The organism is Bacteroidota bacterium, from assembly GCA_005882315.1.
GTDB lineage: Bacteria > Bacteroidota > Bacteroidia > Chitinophagales > Chitinophagaceae > VBAR01.
The window spans coordinates 1,190,722-1,207,972 of record VBAR01000001.1; the positions used below are offsets into that span (position 1 = coordinate 1,190,722).

A 17,251-nucleotide genomic window follows, 5' to 3' on the forward strand; every position below is an offset into this window, starting at 1 on the left:
GGCCAGTCTAAACTTATTTTTTCCTTTTCAAAACAATTGCTGAGTTCTTCTTGTAATCGGCGCTGAAGCGTACGTTATGTCTTTCTTCTCCATCGATTACAACCAGCAATCCTGTATTAGGTGGATAAATTCCAAGGTTCTCTGCATATAAGACAATATTAGCCTGGAAGTCTCCTGCAGGAATATAGATCGTCTTTTTAAAAGCTGATGTTTTCAAACATTGTTTAGCAACAATCACTTCTCCGTTCAACAGCACACTAACTGTGTCTCCGTCTACCTCACCATTATCATATAACGCCAGCACCAAACTGTCCGATGTAAAGTTTATTTCCTGCGGCTTATCAAATTCACGTTCTGCAACTGCTTTTGCAGCGTCTGTATTGAGAACCGGTACATTTGTTTTTACTGGTACTGATGTTGTCAGTGGCGATTGTTTTATTCCCTGCTCCGCCACAGGCACCGTAGTTTTCACCAAAGCAGGGGGCTTATTTGTTGTTGTTTCCAGGTAACCTGTTTGCTGATTGATTTGAGGTATCTCCGCATTTTGTTTTTCCTGGTTAACTGCTGTTTTCTTCGTCTCTGTTTTTACCGCAGCCACTTCTGTGCTTTTTATATTTTTAGTATCAACATACACAGGCTGCTTATTCGAGTTCGGTTCTGGTTGTGCAATTTGTTTTTCTGTATTAATAGCCGTCTTCTTCTCTTCTACTTTTATCTCGACCATTTCTGCGCTGGTTCGGTTACTTGTATTGATCTGTATTGGCTCTTTTGATACCGATGTTTTTGAATCGCCGACAACCTGTTTCTCCAGCGCCACATCTGTTCTCTTTTCTTCAGGGATTATTTCAATCATCGGTTGTGCTGTTTTGTTGGATGTATTTACAGCTGCTTCCGGTTTTCCTGTTGCTGATGCAAGATTATTTTTTTCCTTCTCGGCTACAACGAGGCTTTTCAAAAATTCCTGTTTGAATGAATTATCGTTTGATGCAATCGTTTCTTTTTCTTTTTTCCATTCATTATAAAAGGCGATGTCCTCTGTTTTCTTCAGTTCTTCAAGATGCGGAAAGATCTTTGATTTGCTTAAATCTCTTTCCTGGCTCAGGTCTGATTTTCCAGAAATAGAATAATACTTTTTTGTAGTGTTGGTTTTCCATTCGCCGTCAAGATTCCAGGTGCTGTCAGTTGTGTTGCGGCGAAAGGTATAAGTAACTTGTACTTTCTTCTCAGGTTTCTGTGGAAAATTATGCATGAGGACTCCCGCATCCGATACTTCACACAGATTGCCATTTATTACTCCCTCTACTTTTTTTACAATGTAATACAGATTATCATCCACAAAAAAAGTACTGCGTGTATATCCATACACCTTGTTCTTATATTCGGTAAGTACTATTTCATATTCATCATCCTTGCGAACGGTATTGCTGTCGTTTGACATTTTTCCCGTCCACAAGCCGGTTAATGATTGTGCATGAAAAATTAATGGTAAAAAAAGTAGGGCAATGCTAAGGTGAAGGGTTTTCATGATATTGATGGCGGCCGCTAAGCCTGTTTGCATTTTCGGTAGTTACGGAATCACACTTTATCAAATGTAATAACGAATTTATTTTCTCCCGATTGTGCAGGCCCTTCAGATACCATTTATCATAGTACTTCAACAGAATGCGGAAACTTTCTATCGTATTATTACTTTCCAGATGATTAATTGCATTTTTTGCTTCCAGTCCCCCCAGTCTTTCTTTAATACGAACGATAGCGTCAATCATTTTTTGTGTATCGAGTTGTCCGTATTCTTCATTAATATGATTCAGTCTTTCTTCAAATGGAATGTCTAAAAAGTAAATAACTGAGTTACGCATCAGTTTCCATATATCATTAGGGATATTCACAAGACCGATGCGTTGAGATTCATCTTCGAGCCATATAGAATTTGTTTCTCGCTGCTGATTACCAGCTACTGATTGAATAAGCTCTAATGCAAGCAGGTTTTCAAACATTTCCTGTGTCGGCTGTTTTGGTAACCCGATATTTCCAAATGCTGAGCCTTTATGTATTGCGATTTCTTCAAGATCTATTACAGTTTCTCCATTTCTTTTTAGTTGCTTTAGTGTTTCCGTTTTTCCTGAGCCGGTATAGCCGCCAAGAATTTTAAATGAATATTCCTTTTTAAAGTTTTCCAACACATAATTTCTGAATTTTTTATAGCCTCCAACAAGAGTGTACACTTTAAACCCATACAAATCCAATAACCATGATACAGCGCCGCTGCGCATACCACCACGCCAACAGTAAACGAGTATAGAGTTGGTCGTTCGGGGTTCGGGGTCATCCGTTTTGGGTTTTCGGCTATTGATCAACGACTCAACTTCCTCCACCATCTTCTTCATCTTGGGACCAAAAAAATCCAACCCGATCTTAATTGCCTTCTCACGGCTTTCTTGTTTATAAGCAGTGCCCACAGCAGCTCTTTCCTTATCAGTAAACAATGGCATGCTTAAAGCTCCCGGTATATGTGCATGATTATACTCACCCGGGCTGCGTACATCAATTACGGGGTGTTGCTTTGCTAACTCAAGAAATTGCTCTATATGGATTTTTTCAGCCGGCATTTTATCGTGGCTAAATTATTACTATTTATTAAATGCCGTTTGAGAGAATAAAAATTCCGGCAGTCCTTTATTTTGTTGACATTAATGATTTGGCTTTAAACTCAAGCTCGATAAGTATACCTTCCCGTCGTACCACAATTTTTATTTTTTCATTTGTTACCTGTAGCGCCTGCTTCATCACCGTGAGGTTTTGGGTAAAATTTTTGTTGATCCCAACAATAACATCTCCTTCTCTTAATCCAGATTCTTCGGCAGGAGAGTTTTCTGCCACATCTCCTGCAATAATGTTACCGTCAATAAAATATAATTCAACGCCTGTATAGGCATAATCAAACGCATCGGCGTAATGGGTGTTGGGCATGAGGTAAAATTCTTCCTTCTCATAATTAAAAGTAGTATTGAAGCGGCGTAATATATCATTACCTATCAATCCGCTGAGATAGGGATAGGAAGTAATATTATTTACATCTTCAAAAATATAAGTGGGTACATTCCGAAAACGATAAGGACCGAGTTTTAATTCTTTAACCACTGTGATTTTCATATCCACTTTCCCGCCAACTCCTTCAGCTTCTTTCGCCCAAAGCTTTCTTTTCTTATCAAGAAATGCACTATCAGCAATAAAGTCAGTGGTAAGCAACAGGCAAAGCGCCGCACCGATATCATATAAAAATCTTGAACCGATCGTTACCGCATCCTTCACTCTTGCATTCTGTACGGGTAGCGTACTGATGTTTGGTTTAAATAAATAACCGCCTTTTGGATAACGGAGAGTGCCACGGGTCCATATCTCCATTGTATAGAGATCATAATCCAATTTTACAATATACCTGCTAAGAACTGCATACCCGATAATGCCATCGATCTTCATACCATATACTGATGTAAGAATACTATAGTCATTGATATGAAAATTAAGACTGTCAACGGATAGTCCTTCGAGATGAAGTTTCCGGTTATATAAAAAACTTACTTTTTTTATACCTGCAATACCCCTGATTGTCCGTTCGGTTGGCTGTGGCTTAAGATTAAAGTAATCAACAGTAGAGGAGTCAAGAGAAATACCGCTGCTCCCTGTATCAAAAACAAAATTTAATGTATCCGGAAAATTATCCAGCCTGGCGTGTAACAACACTACGCCGCCAGATAATTGGGTAAATGTAAATTTTGTAAGTCGTTTTGACGGCGGCGAAATATACTCTTCCTGTGCCTTGACAAAAATGGCAAGCAAGAGCAGGCTTGTAAATATGGCAACTCGTTTTTTCACTTTTAAAGCAGGTAGTGGTAAGTTAAAGACAAATCGAATGATCCCTTTGATGCAGCAAAGTAAAGTATTTATAACAGTACAGAACCGGTCAGCTCAATATATTACCATCCGCCCCTTTTTAATATAATGCGGCTTACCTTTACAAACAAATTGACGAGATGCATACCCCGGATTTATATAATAAAGCGCTAAAGTTGGGTTTTCTTACAAAAGAAGAGGGCATGCAACTTTATTACTATGCTCCGCTTGCTGATCTGATGTATGTGGCCGATGAAATGCGCAAGCAACATGTGCCGCATGGAAAAGTAACCTGGCAGATCGATAGAAATGTAAATACAACCAATGTGTGTGTGGCCAATTGCAAGTTCTGTAATTTCTATCGCATACCCGGCCACGCCGAGGCCTATATAACAGATATGCCAACCTATCGTCGCAAGATCGAAGAAACAATTAAATATGGCGGCGACCAGTTATTGCTACAGGGCGGGCATCATCCTGAATTAGGACTGAAATTTTATGTCGATACCTTTAAACAGATAAAAGCAGAATATCCAACTATAAAACTGCATACACTTGGGCCGCCGGAGGTTGCGCATATTACCAAGCTGGAAAAATCGACACATAAAGAAGTCTTGACCGCATTGAAAGAAGCGGGTATGGATTCATTGCCCGGCGCAGGAGCAGAAATTTTAGTCGATAGAGTGAGGAGGCTGATCAGTAAAGGAAAATGCGGCGCTGATGAATGGCTTGCTATCATGCATGAAGCACATAAGCTAAACATTACCACATCGGCAACCATGATGTTCGGTCATGTTGAAACTATTGAAGAACGTTTTGAACATTTAATAAAGATCCGTGATGTACAGGCAAAGAAACCGGCGGATGCAAAGGGCTTTCTTGCGTTTATCCCATGGACATTCCAGGATGTGGATACCCTGCTTGCTAAGATCCGCGGCGTTCACAATCTTACAACCCCGGAAGAATATATCCGCATGATCGCTATTAGCCGCATCATGTTGCCAAATATTAAAAATATACAAGCAAGCTGGTTAACTGTTGGAAAACAAACAGCACAAATCTGTTTACAGGCCGGCGCCAATGATTTTGGAAGTATAATGATCGAAGAAAATGTAGTGAGTGCTGCCGGGGCGCCACATCGTTTTACCTATAAAACAATACAGGATGCTATTCTTGAAGCAGGTTTTGAACCGCAGCTGCGCAACCAGCAATATGAATGGAGAGAAATACCTGAAACAATTGTAGAGCAGGTGGTGGATTATTAATAAATAGATTCAAACGAATCAAAGGTTTCCATTTTATTAAAAGAAAGCTGTTGATTACAAATACTCTTTAAATCGTTTACAAAACTATTTGTATAATCAGATCGCAGATCTTTATTAGCTACCGATTCTTTCCGGTATGTATTTATTTGTACAAAGCTGTTACTTTCTTCTTCACTGCAATAACAAAAGCTGCGCATACCACCCGGGCCGCTTTTATTCAGTTCATCAAAATAATGGTTGATTATTTTTTGTGTGTCTGTTATTTTCTGTTCAGGGACAGAAAAAGAAAGTATATACCTTACCATATCAGCAGGTGTGTTAGGTTAAGCAATCGGTCGATATAAATAAGTCAATCAACAGGCAAATTTTGCTGCCTCTAAAGTCTGCTTAATGTATGAACGGTAATAATCATTTACCAATGCCCCGATAAAGAGACTACTGCTTAATGGAAATTTCGGCGAGTATCATTTGCGTGGTGGCGCTGTCCCTCGTAGAGGGATTTAGGAATGTAAAATCAGGGCGGCTTACTTCATAATCCACAGCTTGCATCTGCCGGTCAATTTGATAGCCGGATTCAAGAACATCTTGCTTATTGTTTCCATGGAAAAAAAGCCACACTGTTCTTTTATTATTCATTATTGAATCATTGAATTGTTTTCTTATTGTACCGGTATAAAAATTAAATGAAGAGCTATAGTTCTCTTTCCAGAAATAAACATCTTGTGGATCAATCGCTCCATTTACTTTTTCCGCCAACTCATTTCCGCATTGATATTTTAATAGTCGCGGAGAAAAATTGGTGTTGTAAAGAAAAAAGAAACCGATCGATGCTGCCGTTGTAAGACAAACCGCTTTTTGGAGTTGAGTAAAAACCTTGCTCATTAAAAAATGAAAAACCATTGCAAGACATATTATCATTCCGGCAATTATAAAATAGTTTCTGACAGGAAAGAACCATCCGTTTAAAATAAAAGATAAGAGCAATAATGCAACAGAAGCAAATACCTGGATATTATAAATGATTTTGCCTTGCTTTTTGTTTTCCAGGATCCACGATGCAATCAGAACACTGCTCGCTGGAAAAACAACATTGAGATAATGAGGAAGTTTAAATCCGGACAAACCAACCAAAATTGCAAATATGATAAAGGTTGAGATCGTCAACCATTCGTTCTCTCTTTTTAAAAAACCTTTTAGTCTTTGCCAAACCGCCCAATATCCAATAAAGGCCCATGGGGCAAATGCCCAGAGAAAAGAATGAAAGAAAAAGAAATAATCCTTTTTAGCATCGTCGCCCATGCCGCCTCCAAAACGTTCAAAGGAATGATCCCATAAAATAAATTTTACGCCATTAATATGATCTTTGCCTCTTACTATTTTTTCAGGATGCAGATCATATTGCAGGTAATAGCAATACACGACGGGGGAAATGAATAGGGCAAAACAAACCAATGTTACCAGCCATTTCCAATTATAAAAAAGGCTCCATTCCTTTTTATAGAGTATATAAAAGAACAGGCCGATTGCCGGAATAAAAAGACCAATATGTCCTTTAGTGCAAAACCCTAAAGCAAGTCCTGCTGCAAATCCGATTGCATTAATTGTTTTCTTTTGCTGAACAAAGCCAACACCCTGCCAGGTAGCAAACGCAACACTGGCTGTAAGTATAGCATCCATCCGCACATCGTTATTAGCCAGTATAAATGCAAACGCAGAAGCAATGATCAATGCGGCCAGCTTCCCGGTTTCATTATCATATAACGTCTTTCCTAATTTATACACCGAATAAATACCGCCAATTGTAAAAAGAAAAGAAGGAACCTTATAAGCAAATGTTGTTACACCAAAAATTTTATAGCTGATTGCACATAACCAAAAATGCAAGTGCGGTTTATCAAGATAATCCCTTCCATTATCAATAAGATTTACATAATCACCTGTGAGATGCATCCGCAACGCAATACTTGCATGATGCGCTGAATCATTATCCATTAAGGTCACAAAGAGCCCGGCAACGTAAACGACTCCCAGCAGAGAGAAAAGAAAAGTGTAAGTGCGGTTGGGAAGTAATGAAGAGTCCAAATAAAAAATTTATACAAAGTAAACAAACCGCAGGCAAATTATGGGTAGTATAACAGCTTCCGGTTATGGAACGATGGTAAACGCTGGTAGGTGATCACTATTTTCTGGCAAAGCGAAAGTAAAGATGTGCCGATTCCGGAAAAATATATTGGAACAAAAAAATTAAACTGATGCCAGCAGCTCTTTCACTTTCTCCCCGATATAATCTCTTACTTTATTAAACTCTTCTGGTTCCATGTGTTTGGGGTCTAGTATTTCCCAATCAATAAATATTTTAGCCGGCATCCAGGGACAGGCGTCGCCGCAGCCCATTGTAACTACAGCATCAAACGGTGCATATTGTTCCACTTCCTGTAAAGATTTGCTGTCGTGTTTGCTTAGATCATAACCCAATTCTTTCATCGCAGCAATAGCTTTAGGGTTTACTATACCACTTGGTTTACTGCCTGCGCTGTATGCTTCTACATTTTCTCCTCCCAGCATTTTTGCAAACGCCTGGCTCATCTGAGAACGATTACTATTTTCAACACAAACGAAAAGAAGTTTCTTTTTCATAGTTTGTAAAATTATAAAGAGGGGTCGAAGCCCCTCTCATTTTTTTTAACAGCAACCCATATCAATGAGTCCGCCGCAACAGCCACCATCCTGGGATGCAGGAGAGCAGTCCCGATTGCTATCGGGATTCGTGTTTGTGTTCATGGCTATACTATTTATAATTAAAAAATAAAGACATTTTAACAACAGCCGCTTCCGGACTCGCAACATTTTCTATCATCCTTTGCCGGCTTCTCTGCAAAGACTGTGATGCTTGTGATCCTCACCTTACCTTTTTTATATTCATCAATTTCTTCTACGCTTAAATATTCTGCGAGTATTTCATCTGGTATTATGATCGTTTTATCTTTTTGTAAAGTAAGATTTTTAAACCCCGCTTCTTCAATAATACTGAGATATTCGCTTTTCTGAATAGCACCGGAAACACAACCAGCATAGAGCTCCGCAACTTCTTTCCATTTTTCTGGCAGCGGCCCTTCCAACACAATATCAGAAATTGAAAAGTGGCCGCCGGGTTTTAGTACACGATAAATTTCACTGAATACTTTGTGTTTATTAGGAACTAGATTGAGTACGCAATTGCTAACAATCACGTTTGACAAATTTGCCGTCACCGGCATACTTTCAATATCTCCCTGGCGAAACTCCACATTTGTATAACCCAGCTTCTCTGCATTTTCCCTTGCCCGGGCAATCATCGCTTCAGTAAAATCAATTCCGATCACTTTTCCTTTTTCCCCTGCGATCCTTCTTGCAATAAATGCATCATTGCCGGCGCCGCTTCCGAGATCGATTACAACATCTCCTTCTTTGATCTGTGCAAACTCGGTTGGCAGGCCACAACCCAATCCAAGGTCAGCATCGGCTACATAGCCTTCCAGCTTTGTATAATCATCCGCCATAATATTATAAACATCATCACCGCAGCATCCTGTTGCGCCGCAACATGAACTTGCATTTACTGTTCTTGATTGAGTAGCGATCTGGCTATATTTTTCTTTTACCAGTTCTTTGATTTCAGATTCATTTTTCATGACTATGCTTTTTAGATTGTTAATTAATCAGCAACAAGCTTTTTCATTTTGAATTTTCAGTTTATTAAAAAGAAAGCTGAATTCATTATTGAATTTTTCAAATGCTTTCCAGTTAATGCAATAACAGCTACGTGGACCATCAATAGTGCCGTCAATCAGTCCGGCATTTTTTAATTCCTTTAAATGCTGGCTCACGGTGCTTTGCGCTAGCGGCAACACTTCTACCAACTCCCCGCAGATACACTCATTTTTCTTTGCCAGCTGACCAAGTATGGCAATGCGGGCCGGGTGACTTAATGCTTTTGCAAAAGCAGATAATTCCTGCTCCCTTTGTGTAAACTCTTCTCTTTTGTGTATTGCCATTTGTTTAATCGTTTTTATACGATGAATTGGGTGAAAGAAAAAGACGACTGTTATCGCCTGACATCTTATATCGCAAATATACGATTAAGAAAATGAGATTTCCAAATTTTATTTGAGCTTTTTGTCGTGCGGCTGATTTTTCTTGTGAATGGAGATAATGATCCCGCTACCGATAATGCAAATAATTCCCGCCCAGCTTATCCAATCGGGGAAGGCGTCGCCCAGCAGCATACCAATAAAAACTGAGTAAATAATATTAGAGTATCCGAATATGGAAACGATACCAGCTTTGTCGGCGCCATATGATTTAGTAACAAAATACTGCCCGAATAATGCTGCAAGTCCCATTAATAAAATCCAGAACCAATCAACTCCTGATGGTAATTTAAAATCAACAATAAACAATCCATCAGCTCTTACTCCGGTTGTATAGTGAATGATCATGGTGATCAGCGGAACAATAAAACCACTGAGAAGGAACGATAATACGATAACTCTTGGTTCATAATATTTTGCCAGCCGATGAACGGTGAGATAAGCAATAGCCGAAGTAATACCAGAAATCAAACCGGCAACGTGATAATACCATGGTAGATGCATAACCGGTTTATAAATAAGTAACATGCCTGCAAAACCCAGGAGTACTGCAAACCCAACATGATTGCCGTGATATTCATTAAACAGGAAATAAGAAAAAATGGCAATGAACAAAGCTGAAGTAAGGTTATAACTCATGGCTGTGCCCAATGGAATATGCAAAATGCAATAGAGTAAAGTATAGAGAGCCAGCGTCCCCATCAAGCCACGAAATGCGAGACGAATGGGCCTACCGCCTTCCTGCACCGGGGGTTTTATAAACAATCCGGGTAATAAAAAAAGAAGACCAACAGCATTCCTGTAAAACACCAATTGCCCCGCATTAAAACTTTCTTTGAGTGCTTTGGCGGCTCCACCCATTACAGAAAATCCAAGGGCAGCCAGTAACATGAAGAAGATTCCTTTATATCTCGGGTCTTTAAACATTAAATTTTTATCAGCCGTTCTACAGCTGTTTCCAACGTTTCATTTTTCTTGGAAAAACAAAACCGTACAACTTTATTATCGGTTCCTGCTTTATAAAACGCAGAAACGGGAATTGTAGCTACGCCGTATTCTTTTGTTATACGTATTGCAAACTCTTTATCCCCCTCGTCGCTGATGCGGTTATATTTTGCACAGATAAAATAACTTCCACTGCTGTTAAGCATATCAAATTTTGTTTGCTTCATCAGCTCAATAAAATAATCCCGCTTCTGCTGCATAATGCCGCTAAGTGATAAATAGGCTTCTTTGTTTTTCAGGAACTCGGCCAATGCAACCTGTGATGGAGTATGACAACAAAAGCAATTGAATTGGTGAACTTTTCTGTACTCAGTCATTGTTTCAGCAGAAGAAATACAGTAGCCAAGTTTCCAGCCGGTACAGTTATATGTTTTACCAAATGAAAAACAAACAAAACTTCTTTCCAGTAATTCGGGATAACGAAGAATGGATTGATGCGGAATATTGTCGAATATAAGATGCTCGTATACTTCGTCACTCAGAATAAAAATATTTGTGCCCCTTACAATTGATATAAGTTCTTTCATATCTGCTTCGCCCAGTACTGCGCCGGTTGGATTGTGCGGACTATTCAGCATGATCACTTTCGTCTTCGGGGTGATTTTACTTTTTACTTCATTCCAGTCAATTTTATATTCAGGGAATTTTAAATTAATTAGTACGGGCACCCCACCATTGATCTCAACATTGGGGATATAGCTGTCATACGCTGGTTCAAACAAAATAACTTCATCGCCGGGTTGAAGCACAGTGGTCAATGCCGTATAAATTGCATACGTGCCACCGGGTGTAATAGTGATCTGTGTGTCGGGAGATATCTTTGTGCCATATAAAAATTCAACTTTTTCGGCGAGAGATTCCCGTAACGGCATATAACCCTGCATCGGCACATACTGGTTAAATCCTTTAAGCATCACTTCATTCACTTTATTCACCAGCTCTTCGCTCATCTGGTAATCAGGAAATCCCTGCCCGAGATTGATAGCATTGTACTGATTGGCAAGCCCACTCATGATGGTGAAAATAGAAGTGGCGGTGTTGGGGAGTTTGGATTGAATAGTCAATTTGAAAAATTTATAAATAAAAACGGCTGCTCCATTGGCAGCCGTGCTAAGTTCTGTATTTCTTTTGACTTTATCTCACCGTGATCTTTGCAAACTTCAATTCTGTTTTTGCCATAGCATGCATACGCCAGGAAGGAATGATAAACTCGTTACCTATTACATAACCCTGTCGTGGCATCAGGATAGCATCCGTACCATTAGCCGCAATAAATTTCTTTGACATATTTCCTGTTTCCAGGTCAACTGATATGCCATAAACATTACTCTTCTTTTTGAAATTAAAAACACGTTTTACCTTGTCGCCATATTTGGGAATTGTGTTGTTACTGCTATGATCATTTATAACCAGTATCAGTTTATTATTATTGATCAGACTTACAAATGAAGAGTAATAAGGCATGCTGCCGCCTTCTGCAAAGAAACTTCCATAGTCGTACCCGTATGAAAAATAACTTGGCGTATAACTGTTGTTGGTGCTGCTGGTCCTCACCTGCTCCAGTTGTGATTTGGGTATTGCATTCAACCATTTAATATTCCCCTCTTTATCTGCATTGATCAGCAGAATATCATCATTCGTAAAAGTGTGCACATACTCTGTTGTGTTCTGGTAGGTTCTTGTTGTGGAATTATATGTTGATGTGGTATATGAATAATGCCGGTATTGTGAGATCTCGCTGGCAATCACAATTGAGTTGTCGGCCGGGTTAATATCAACAGAGCGGATGACAAACTCGTTAGGGAACTCATCTATCTCATCATCGTCTTTTGCTTTCTGGTAGGCTTTTCTTGCTCCTTTTGTATCATCGTCTTCATCACCAGCTTCATTTTCGTAATTCTTCCCAAGCATGGCGGAATTGATCTCTTTAAACGAACTTACTGTAAGCTCCCCGCTTGCCGGATTGACTTTATTTATAAAAAAACCATTCAGGTCATCTTTCTTTGAAGTATTGCTGTAAAACCCTGCCAGCATCAGGTTACCATCATTCTGTTCAATCATTTTACCGCTGATGACAAACCGGTCACCGGAGTTCAAGGCGATATCACTTTCTTTTTCGCCTTTGCCGCTGTAGATCATCATGGCATATTGCTTGAAGACATACTGTTTTCTTTTTTTCTTCCCTATTTGTGTAAGCTCATATTCTTTTCCGAGCAATACAATTTTTCCTGCAGTAGTATAGTCAACATCCTGCAGGCTGTACTCGTCTATTTTTTGTGAGAGATGGATAATTGTTTTTTCTTTTACCCTTAAGGTTTTATCGAGCAGGCTTATGCCCAGCGAAACCTTTTCTTTACCCGAAACATTGGCCACCATTAAAAAATTCTTTCCATTCCGGATAGGTTTCATCTTCATTTCAAAATCATCTTTTTTGCTTTCAAGCGGATAGCTACCAAGTTCTGCAAAATCACCTATGAGGCTGCCAGAGTTTTTATCAACCCGGGCCCCATATACTTTAAAGGTCTTTTCTTTCTTATCATAATCGGTAACGAACATATAGATATCGCCATCCATTGCCTGGAAGCTGTGAAAGGAAAACCCTTTAAGCTCTTTTTTATATTCCTTCTCAAACACCTCTTCATAGTTTTTATCAAATTTCAACAACTTCTGGTTTTCTCCATAAGTAGCGCCGATAAGAAAATAGCTTTTCATTACTGTTCTGCTTTCTGTAAAATACAACCCTGTATTGTCCGCATAAATAATGTCCAGATCGGTGCTTCCTTTTTTAAGCCTGATCTCGTTGCCCATCGTCATACGGTAGTTCTGGGCAAATGAAGTATGTGTAAGTGTGAATAATAAAACAAGACCAGTTATTCTTTTCATAGATATTTTTTTATTTGTGGCCGCAAAAATAAATTAAACGTCACAAGAATTTTCTTCACCCCGCTAATATTAACAACTGCTAAAAAGAAAACGTTCTCCTTTGGGGAGAACGTCAAAATATTTCCATTCGGTCGTTTCTAATCTTTTATTTTTTTCTGTTAAAGTTGCTGTGTGCAACAGATGAGCCGGAGAAAAACACCGACAAAACTGATTTCAGCAAACGAAAAACATTAAAAGAAGGTTTGTAATAACTTCGGTAAATCCTCGCTTGTTCGTGGGAGTACGTGATATTTCTGTTTTTCATACTGGATGTTTTATATGGGGTTAACGAATAATAATACTCTAAAAGTATGTAAAAATTTTATTATTTCATAATATTGTGCCTGATTATCAACCATCCTAAATCCAAAACTCATGCTAAGAACCGTAAAAGCCGCAGCGCTATTTGTCGTTTGCATTTTTTTCTCGACCCATTCACGATCACAATCATCACTTAAATTACCAACAGTAAGTCCGCTTCCAGGTGATATTAAAATGCTTGTTGCCGATTATCCAAGTCGTTTCTCTAATGTAATTGGAGATGAGATTGCAAAAAATCCACAAAGCACCGACTATAATTGTTCTGTAAAAATTACCGGTGCTGAAAACTCTGTCATCACGCTGTACTCATCTGCTACTGGCGGTAAATGCAGTTGGGCCGGTGAAATGCTTGTGACCGAAAACTTTAATGAGGCCAAAAAAAAATACAAAACACTCTACACCCAACTCAACAATATACAGGTAACTGATGCTGCGGGAAGTTTCCATTTCAAAGGAAAGTATGATGAGCCGACCGAAGCAAAGAAGTTTGCCGGCTCTGTGCTATCTCCCGACAAAACTGTACCGGGTTTTACAATGCTAAGGATGGAGGTTTCTTTACAATACGAATTACTGGAGTGGAAAGTAAAGATCCTGCTGTATGATAAAGAAAGAGAGGATAATGAGAGAGGGAAGACAACAGAATGAGTTTGGAGTTATTAGTCGGGAGTTAGGAGTCATAAAATCATACTATCTCATAGATTTTCCCCAGCGCCGAACTACTACTACCGGTTTCTGACTCAAACATTAACCTTCATTAACCTTAAACCAAGTGTAGTTAACAGCTTTTATATTAAGCTCTTGATAATTTAGCGGCCGGAAAATAAAATGTATGAAACCAACGCTATTCTTATTCTTGATCCTGGCCTTGTTCACCACTTCATTAATTGCACAAAAAAATGGAACTGTAAGGGGCGTTGCTTATGATACGTTGGGCAAAAAAACTGTTAGCGCAGTTACAGTAACCGTGCTTGATAAAAAAGACTCTTCACTGGTTTCATTTACCATGACAGATAACTCCGGGAATTTTGAACTGCGGGGCATTCCGAATGGCAATTACCGGGCAATGCTTTCACATGTGAGTTATCATAATACCAGTAAATATTTTTCCATCAGCGACAGCAGCAAACTTGTTAACCTTGGCAATATTGAATTAAGCGATAAATCGAAAGTGTTGGAAGAGGTAGTTATAGAAGCCGAGGCACCGCCGATAACAATGATCGATGATACACTTCAGTACAATGCCGGCTCTTTCAAAACACAACCGAATGCAAATGTAGAGCAGCTGCTAAAAAAATTACCGGGTGTAAAAGTGGATAAAGACGGAACCATTACCGCACAAGGAGAAAAAGTAAACCGTGTGCTGGTAGATGGAAAAGAATTTTTTGGCAACGATCCAAAGATTGCAACAAGAAACCTGCCCGCCGACGCCATAGATAAGGTACAGGTATATGACAAACAAAGTGACCAGGCTCAGCTTACCGGTTTTGAAGATGGTAATTATGAAAAAACGATCAACCTGAAACTGAAGAAGGATAAAAAGAAAGGTGTGTTTGGAAAACTGGCTGCCGGCGCGGGCACCGAAGAACGATACGAGGCAAGGGGAAATGTAAACTCATTCAAAGGCGCAAGACAGTTCTCTGCAATTGGAATGGCTAATAATAATAATGCCGAAGGTTTCTCTTTTATGGACATACTCAACTTTACCGGGGAGCTGTCCCGCATGCAACGAGGCAGCAGCGGTGGTAATATTAACATCAACATTTCCGGAGAGGATGCCGCTGCCATGGGAATGAGTGGTGGCGCTAATAACGGCATCACTACTTCGTCCGGTGGCGGATTAAATTATAATAATATCATTGGCTCAAAGGATGATTTCCAGAGCAATTATTTTTACAGTCGCTATAACCCTCAAAAGGAAAGTCATATCAGCCGGCTGAATCTTTTGCCATCCGGTAATACCAATTACCTGGAAAATTCTTTTAGCAACAACATCAACAGCAGCCATCGTTTTAACCTGAACAACCTTTACCAGATAGATTCTTTCAGTTCCATCCGCATCATTCCTTCATTTAGTTTACAGCAAACAAAAAATAACTCTGTTTCTGATTATCAAACTCTTTCTGAGTCGGGTGATCTGATCAACGAAGGCCTCAACAAAAATTCTTCTTCTACTGACGGATATAATTTCAGGAATGAAATTGCTTATCGTAAAAAATTTCGCCGTCGTGGCCGGACATTTTCGCTGACACTTCAAACAAGCCTGAATGAAAGCGATGGCGATGGCAGCCTGAAATCTGTAACCCGTTTTTTTAACAACACAGGATCGCTGGTAAGGAATGATACACTGAACCAGCAATCAACCACAGCCGCCGATCTGAAAAGCTATAACCTGCGGGCTGTTTATACAGAACCTTTGTTTAAAAAATCGCTGTTGGAGTTCAGTGTAGCAAAAAGTAACAGTAAGAATGTTTCAGATAAGATCACCTGGGATTATAACAGGACAAGCGAGGAATACGATAAGGTCAATCCTTCGCAGACCAACAACTATGAGAACCTGTACGGGTTTACCAATGCCGGTTTCCGCATCCGTACACAAAAAAGAAAATACAATTATTCTGTAGGCGTATTGTGGCAGCAGGCTGATCTTGAAGGAACCGTTATCAGCGACATCAAGGATTCTGTTATAAAAAAATCATTTCATAATTTATTACCCAATGCAAGGTTCCAGTATAATTTCACCCGGTTTAAAAATTTCTCATTCAACTACAATGCTACTACCCGGCAGCCAAGCTTATCGCAATTGCAGCCAATACCGGATAACAGCAATCAACTCTACATCCGCCAGGGCAATCCTAACCTGAAACAGGAGCTTACACATACCGTGCAGGGAAATTTGTTTTTAATGAGCCCTTATAAAAACAAAAACTTCATGATGTTCTTTAACCATACCCGTACACAAAACCGTATTGTGAATTATGATGTGGTTGACATTTTCGGCGTCCGCACCACCCGACCCGTGAATGTAGATGGTGTTTACTCTATGATGGGTGATATGAACTACAGCATGCCGGTACGTTTCTTAAAGGGTATGTTTGAAGTTGGTACTCGTGTATCTTTCAACAACGATAAGCAATTCATCAATACACAGGAAAATACAATTAAAACATTAACGGTAGGGCCCGAGCTTTCCCTTTCGGCTTCTTACAAAGAAAAGCTGAATCTTTCTTTTGAAACTTCGTTCAACATCAACCAATCAAAATATTCCCTGGATGCCGCGAACAATGTAAAATATCTGCAGCAGCGTTATGGCGCCGACCTGGATTGGGAAATGCCTAAACGATTTTTCTTCTCCACCGATTTCAGTTATACAATTAACAGCCAGCGAGCCGAAGGTTTCAATGGAAAAATTCCTATCTGGAATGCCAGCATCAGTAAACAATTCATGAAATACAGCCGCGGCGAGATCAAACTCAGCGCTTTTGATATGTTAAACGAAAATACCGGCGTCACCCGTACCAGCAACCAGAACTATATTGAAGATTCAAGAGTGAATACACTACAACGTTTCTTTATGCTTACGTTTACGTATAGCTTAACGAAAAGTGGATTGGCTACTGGCGGACATGGCGGTGGGATGAAAGTGATGACGAGATAGAAAGAGAAATCTATTTTATATCAAACCCGTTGTTTTATAGACGCCGTGATGCGTGTCTC

The 17,251-nt window shown here is 39.5% G+C and carries 14 protein-coding genes; 3 read left to right on the top strand and 11 right to left on the bottom strand.

The genetic code is table 11. The features are described 5' to 3' along the window. Positions 1-13 precede the first annotated feature (13 nt). The 3 genes from E6H07_04880 to E6H07_04890 all read right to left on the bottom strand — a co-directional run bounded on the left by E6H07_04880 (position 14) and on the right by E6H07_04890 (position 3,858). A complete protein-coding gene (locus tag E6H07_04880) occupies positions 14-1,558 on the bottom strand; it encodes a hypothetical protein (GenBank protein TMI65260.1) in 1,545 nt (514 codons plus the stop codon). Further along, positions 1,506-2,609, bottom strand: coding sequence for a tRNA 2-selenouridine(34) synthase MnmH (gene mnmH, locus E6H07_04885; protein TMI65261.1), 1,104 nt, complete (start codon positions 2,607-2,609; stop codon positions 1,506-1,508). Before mnmH ends, E6H07_04880 begins: the two co-directional genes overlap by 53 nt. Positions 2,610-2,676: 67 nt before the next feature. After that, positions 2,677-3,858 carry a signal protein PDZ gene (locus tag E6H07_04890; GenBank protein ID TMI66465.1) on the bottom strand — a complete coding sequence of 394 codons (1,182 nt, stop codon included), beginning with the start codon at positions 3,856-3,858 and terminating at the stop codon, positions 2,677-2,679. 176 nt (positions 3,859-4,034) lie between these two features. On the opposite strand from E6H07_04890, the gene mqnC reads away from it, so the two are divergent. Continuing rightward, positions 4,035-5,159: a dehypoxanthine futalosine cyclase gene (gene mqnC / locus E6H07_04895; GenBank protein ID TMI65262.1), complete on the top strand. Its 1,125-nt coding sequence runs from the start codon at positions 4,035-4,037 to the stop codon at positions 5,157-5,159. On the opposite strand, the gene E6H07_04900 is transcribed toward mqnC, so the two are convergent. The 8 genes from E6H07_04900 to E6H07_04935 all read right to left on the bottom strand — a co-directional run bounded on the left by E6H07_04900 (position 5,156) and on the right by E6H07_04935 (position 13,177). Beyond that, positions 5,156-5,464, bottom strand: a complete 309-nt coding sequence (locus tag E6H07_04900) for a hypothetical protein (GenBank protein TMI65263.1) — start codon at positions 5,462-5,464, stop codon at positions 5,156-5,158. The genes mqnC and E6H07_04900 overlap by 4 nt on opposite strands. A gap of 130 nt (positions 5,465-5,594) precedes the next feature. Beyond that, positions 5,595-7,241 carry a hypothetical protein gene (locus E6H07_04905; protein ID TMI65264.1) on the bottom strand — a complete coding sequence of 549 codons (1,647 nt, stop codon included), beginning with the start codon at positions 7,239-7,241 and terminating at the stop codon, positions 5,595-5,597. Between the two features lie 162 nt (positions 7,242-7,403). Further along, on the bottom strand, positions 7,404-7,796 hold the full coding sequence (locus E6H07_04910) for an arsenate reductase ArsC (protein ID TMI65265.1): 393 nt from the start codon (positions 7,794-7,796) through the stop codon (positions 7,404-7,406). Between the two features lie 179 nt (positions 7,797-7,975). After that, positions 7,976-8,830 carry an arsenite methyltransferase gene (gene arsM, locus E6H07_04915; GenBank protein TMI65266.1) on the bottom strand — a complete coding sequence of 285 codons (855 nt, stop codon included), beginning with the start codon at positions 8,828-8,830 and terminating at the stop codon, positions 7,976-7,978. A gap of 27 nt (positions 8,831-8,857) precedes the next feature. Then, a complete protein-coding gene (locus tag E6H07_04920) occupies positions 8,858-9,193 on the bottom strand; it encodes a winged helix-turn-helix transcriptional regulator (GenBank protein ID TMI65267.1) in 336 nt (111 codons plus the stop codon). Positions 9,194-9,301: 108 nt separating this feature from the next. Then, positions 9,302-10,216, bottom strand: a complete 915-nt coding sequence (locus tag E6H07_04925) for a DMT family transporter (GenBank protein ID TMI65268.1) — start codon at positions 10,214-10,216, stop codon at positions 9,302-9,304. Continuing rightward, positions 10,216-11,358, bottom strand: coding sequence for an aminotransferase class I/II-fold pyridoxal phosphate-dependent enzyme (locus E6H07_04930; GenBank protein TMI65269.1), 1,143 nt, complete (start codon positions 11,356-11,358; stop codon positions 10,216-10,218). Before E6H07_04930 ends, E6H07_04925 begins: the two co-directional genes overlap by 1 nt. Before the next feature lie 70 nt (positions 11,359-11,428). Next, positions 11,429-13,177 (bottom strand): hypothetical protein, encoded by a 1,749-nt coding sequence (locus E6H07_04935; protein TMI65270.1) that lies wholly within the window; start codon positions 13,175-13,177, stop codon positions 11,429-11,431. Between the two features lie 414 nt (positions 13,178-13,591). Between E6H07_04935 and E6H07_04940 the strand changes: the two genes are divergently transcribed. After that, positions 13,592-14,182 carry a hypothetical protein gene (locus E6H07_04940; GenBank protein ID TMI65271.1) on the top strand — a complete coding sequence of 197 codons (591 nt, stop codon included), beginning with the start codon at positions 13,592-13,594 and terminating at the stop codon, positions 14,180-14,182. 184 nt (positions 14,183-14,366) lie between these two features. After that, positions 14,367-17,192, top strand: a complete 2,826-nt coding sequence (locus E6H07_04945) for a hypothetical protein (GenBank protein TMI65272.1) — start codon at positions 14,367-14,369, stop codon at positions 17,190-17,192. Positions 17,193-17,251 lie beyond the last annotated feature (59 nt).

What these genes read in the sequence shown, in the direction of transcription:
- arsM (TMI65266.1), bottom strand. Translation starts at nt 8,830, where the DNA reads ATGAAAAATGAATCTGAAATCAAAGAACTGGTAAAAGAAAAATATAGC.
- mqnC (TMI65262.1), top strand. Translation starts at nt 4,035, where the DNA reads ATGCATACCCCGGATTTATATAATAAAGCGCTAAAGTTGGGTTTTCTT.
- E6H07_04935 (TMI65270.1), bottom strand. Translation starts at nt 13,177, where the DNA reads ATGAAAAGAATAACTGGTCTTGTTTTATTATTCACACTTACACATACT.
- E6H07_04900 (TMI65263.1), bottom strand. Translation starts at nt 5,464, where the DNA reads ATGGTAAGGTATATACTTTCTTTTTCTGTCCCTGAACAGAAAATAACA.
- E6H07_04925 (TMI65268.1), bottom strand. Translation starts at nt 10,216, where the DNA reads ATGTTTAAAGACCCGAGATATAAAGGAATCTTCTTCATGTTACTGGCT.
- E6H07_04945 (TMI65272.1), top strand. Translation starts at nt 14,367, where the DNA reads ATGAAACCAACGCTATTCTTATTCTTGATCCTGGCCTTGTTCACCACT.
- mnmH (TMI65261.1), bottom strand. Translation starts at nt 2,609, where the DNA reads ATGCCGGCTGAAAAAATCCATATAGAGCAATTTCTTGAGTTAGCAAAG.
- E6H07_04920 (TMI65267.1), bottom strand. Translation starts at nt 9,193, where the DNA reads ATGGCAATACACAAAAGAGAAGAGTTTACACAAAGGGAGCAGGAATTA.
- E6H07_04940 (TMI65271.1), top strand. Translation starts at nt 13,592, where the DNA reads ATGCTAAGAACCGTAAAAGCCGCAGCGCTATTTGTCGTTTGCATTTTT.
- E6H07_04910 (TMI65265.1), bottom strand. Translation starts at nt 7,796, where the DNA reads ATGAAAAAGAAACTTCTTTTCGTTTGTGTTGAAAATAGTAATCGTTCT.
- E6H07_04880 (TMI65260.1), bottom strand. Translation starts at nt 1,558, where the DNA reads ATGCAAACAGGCTTAGCGGCCGCCATCAATATCATGAAAACCCTTCAC.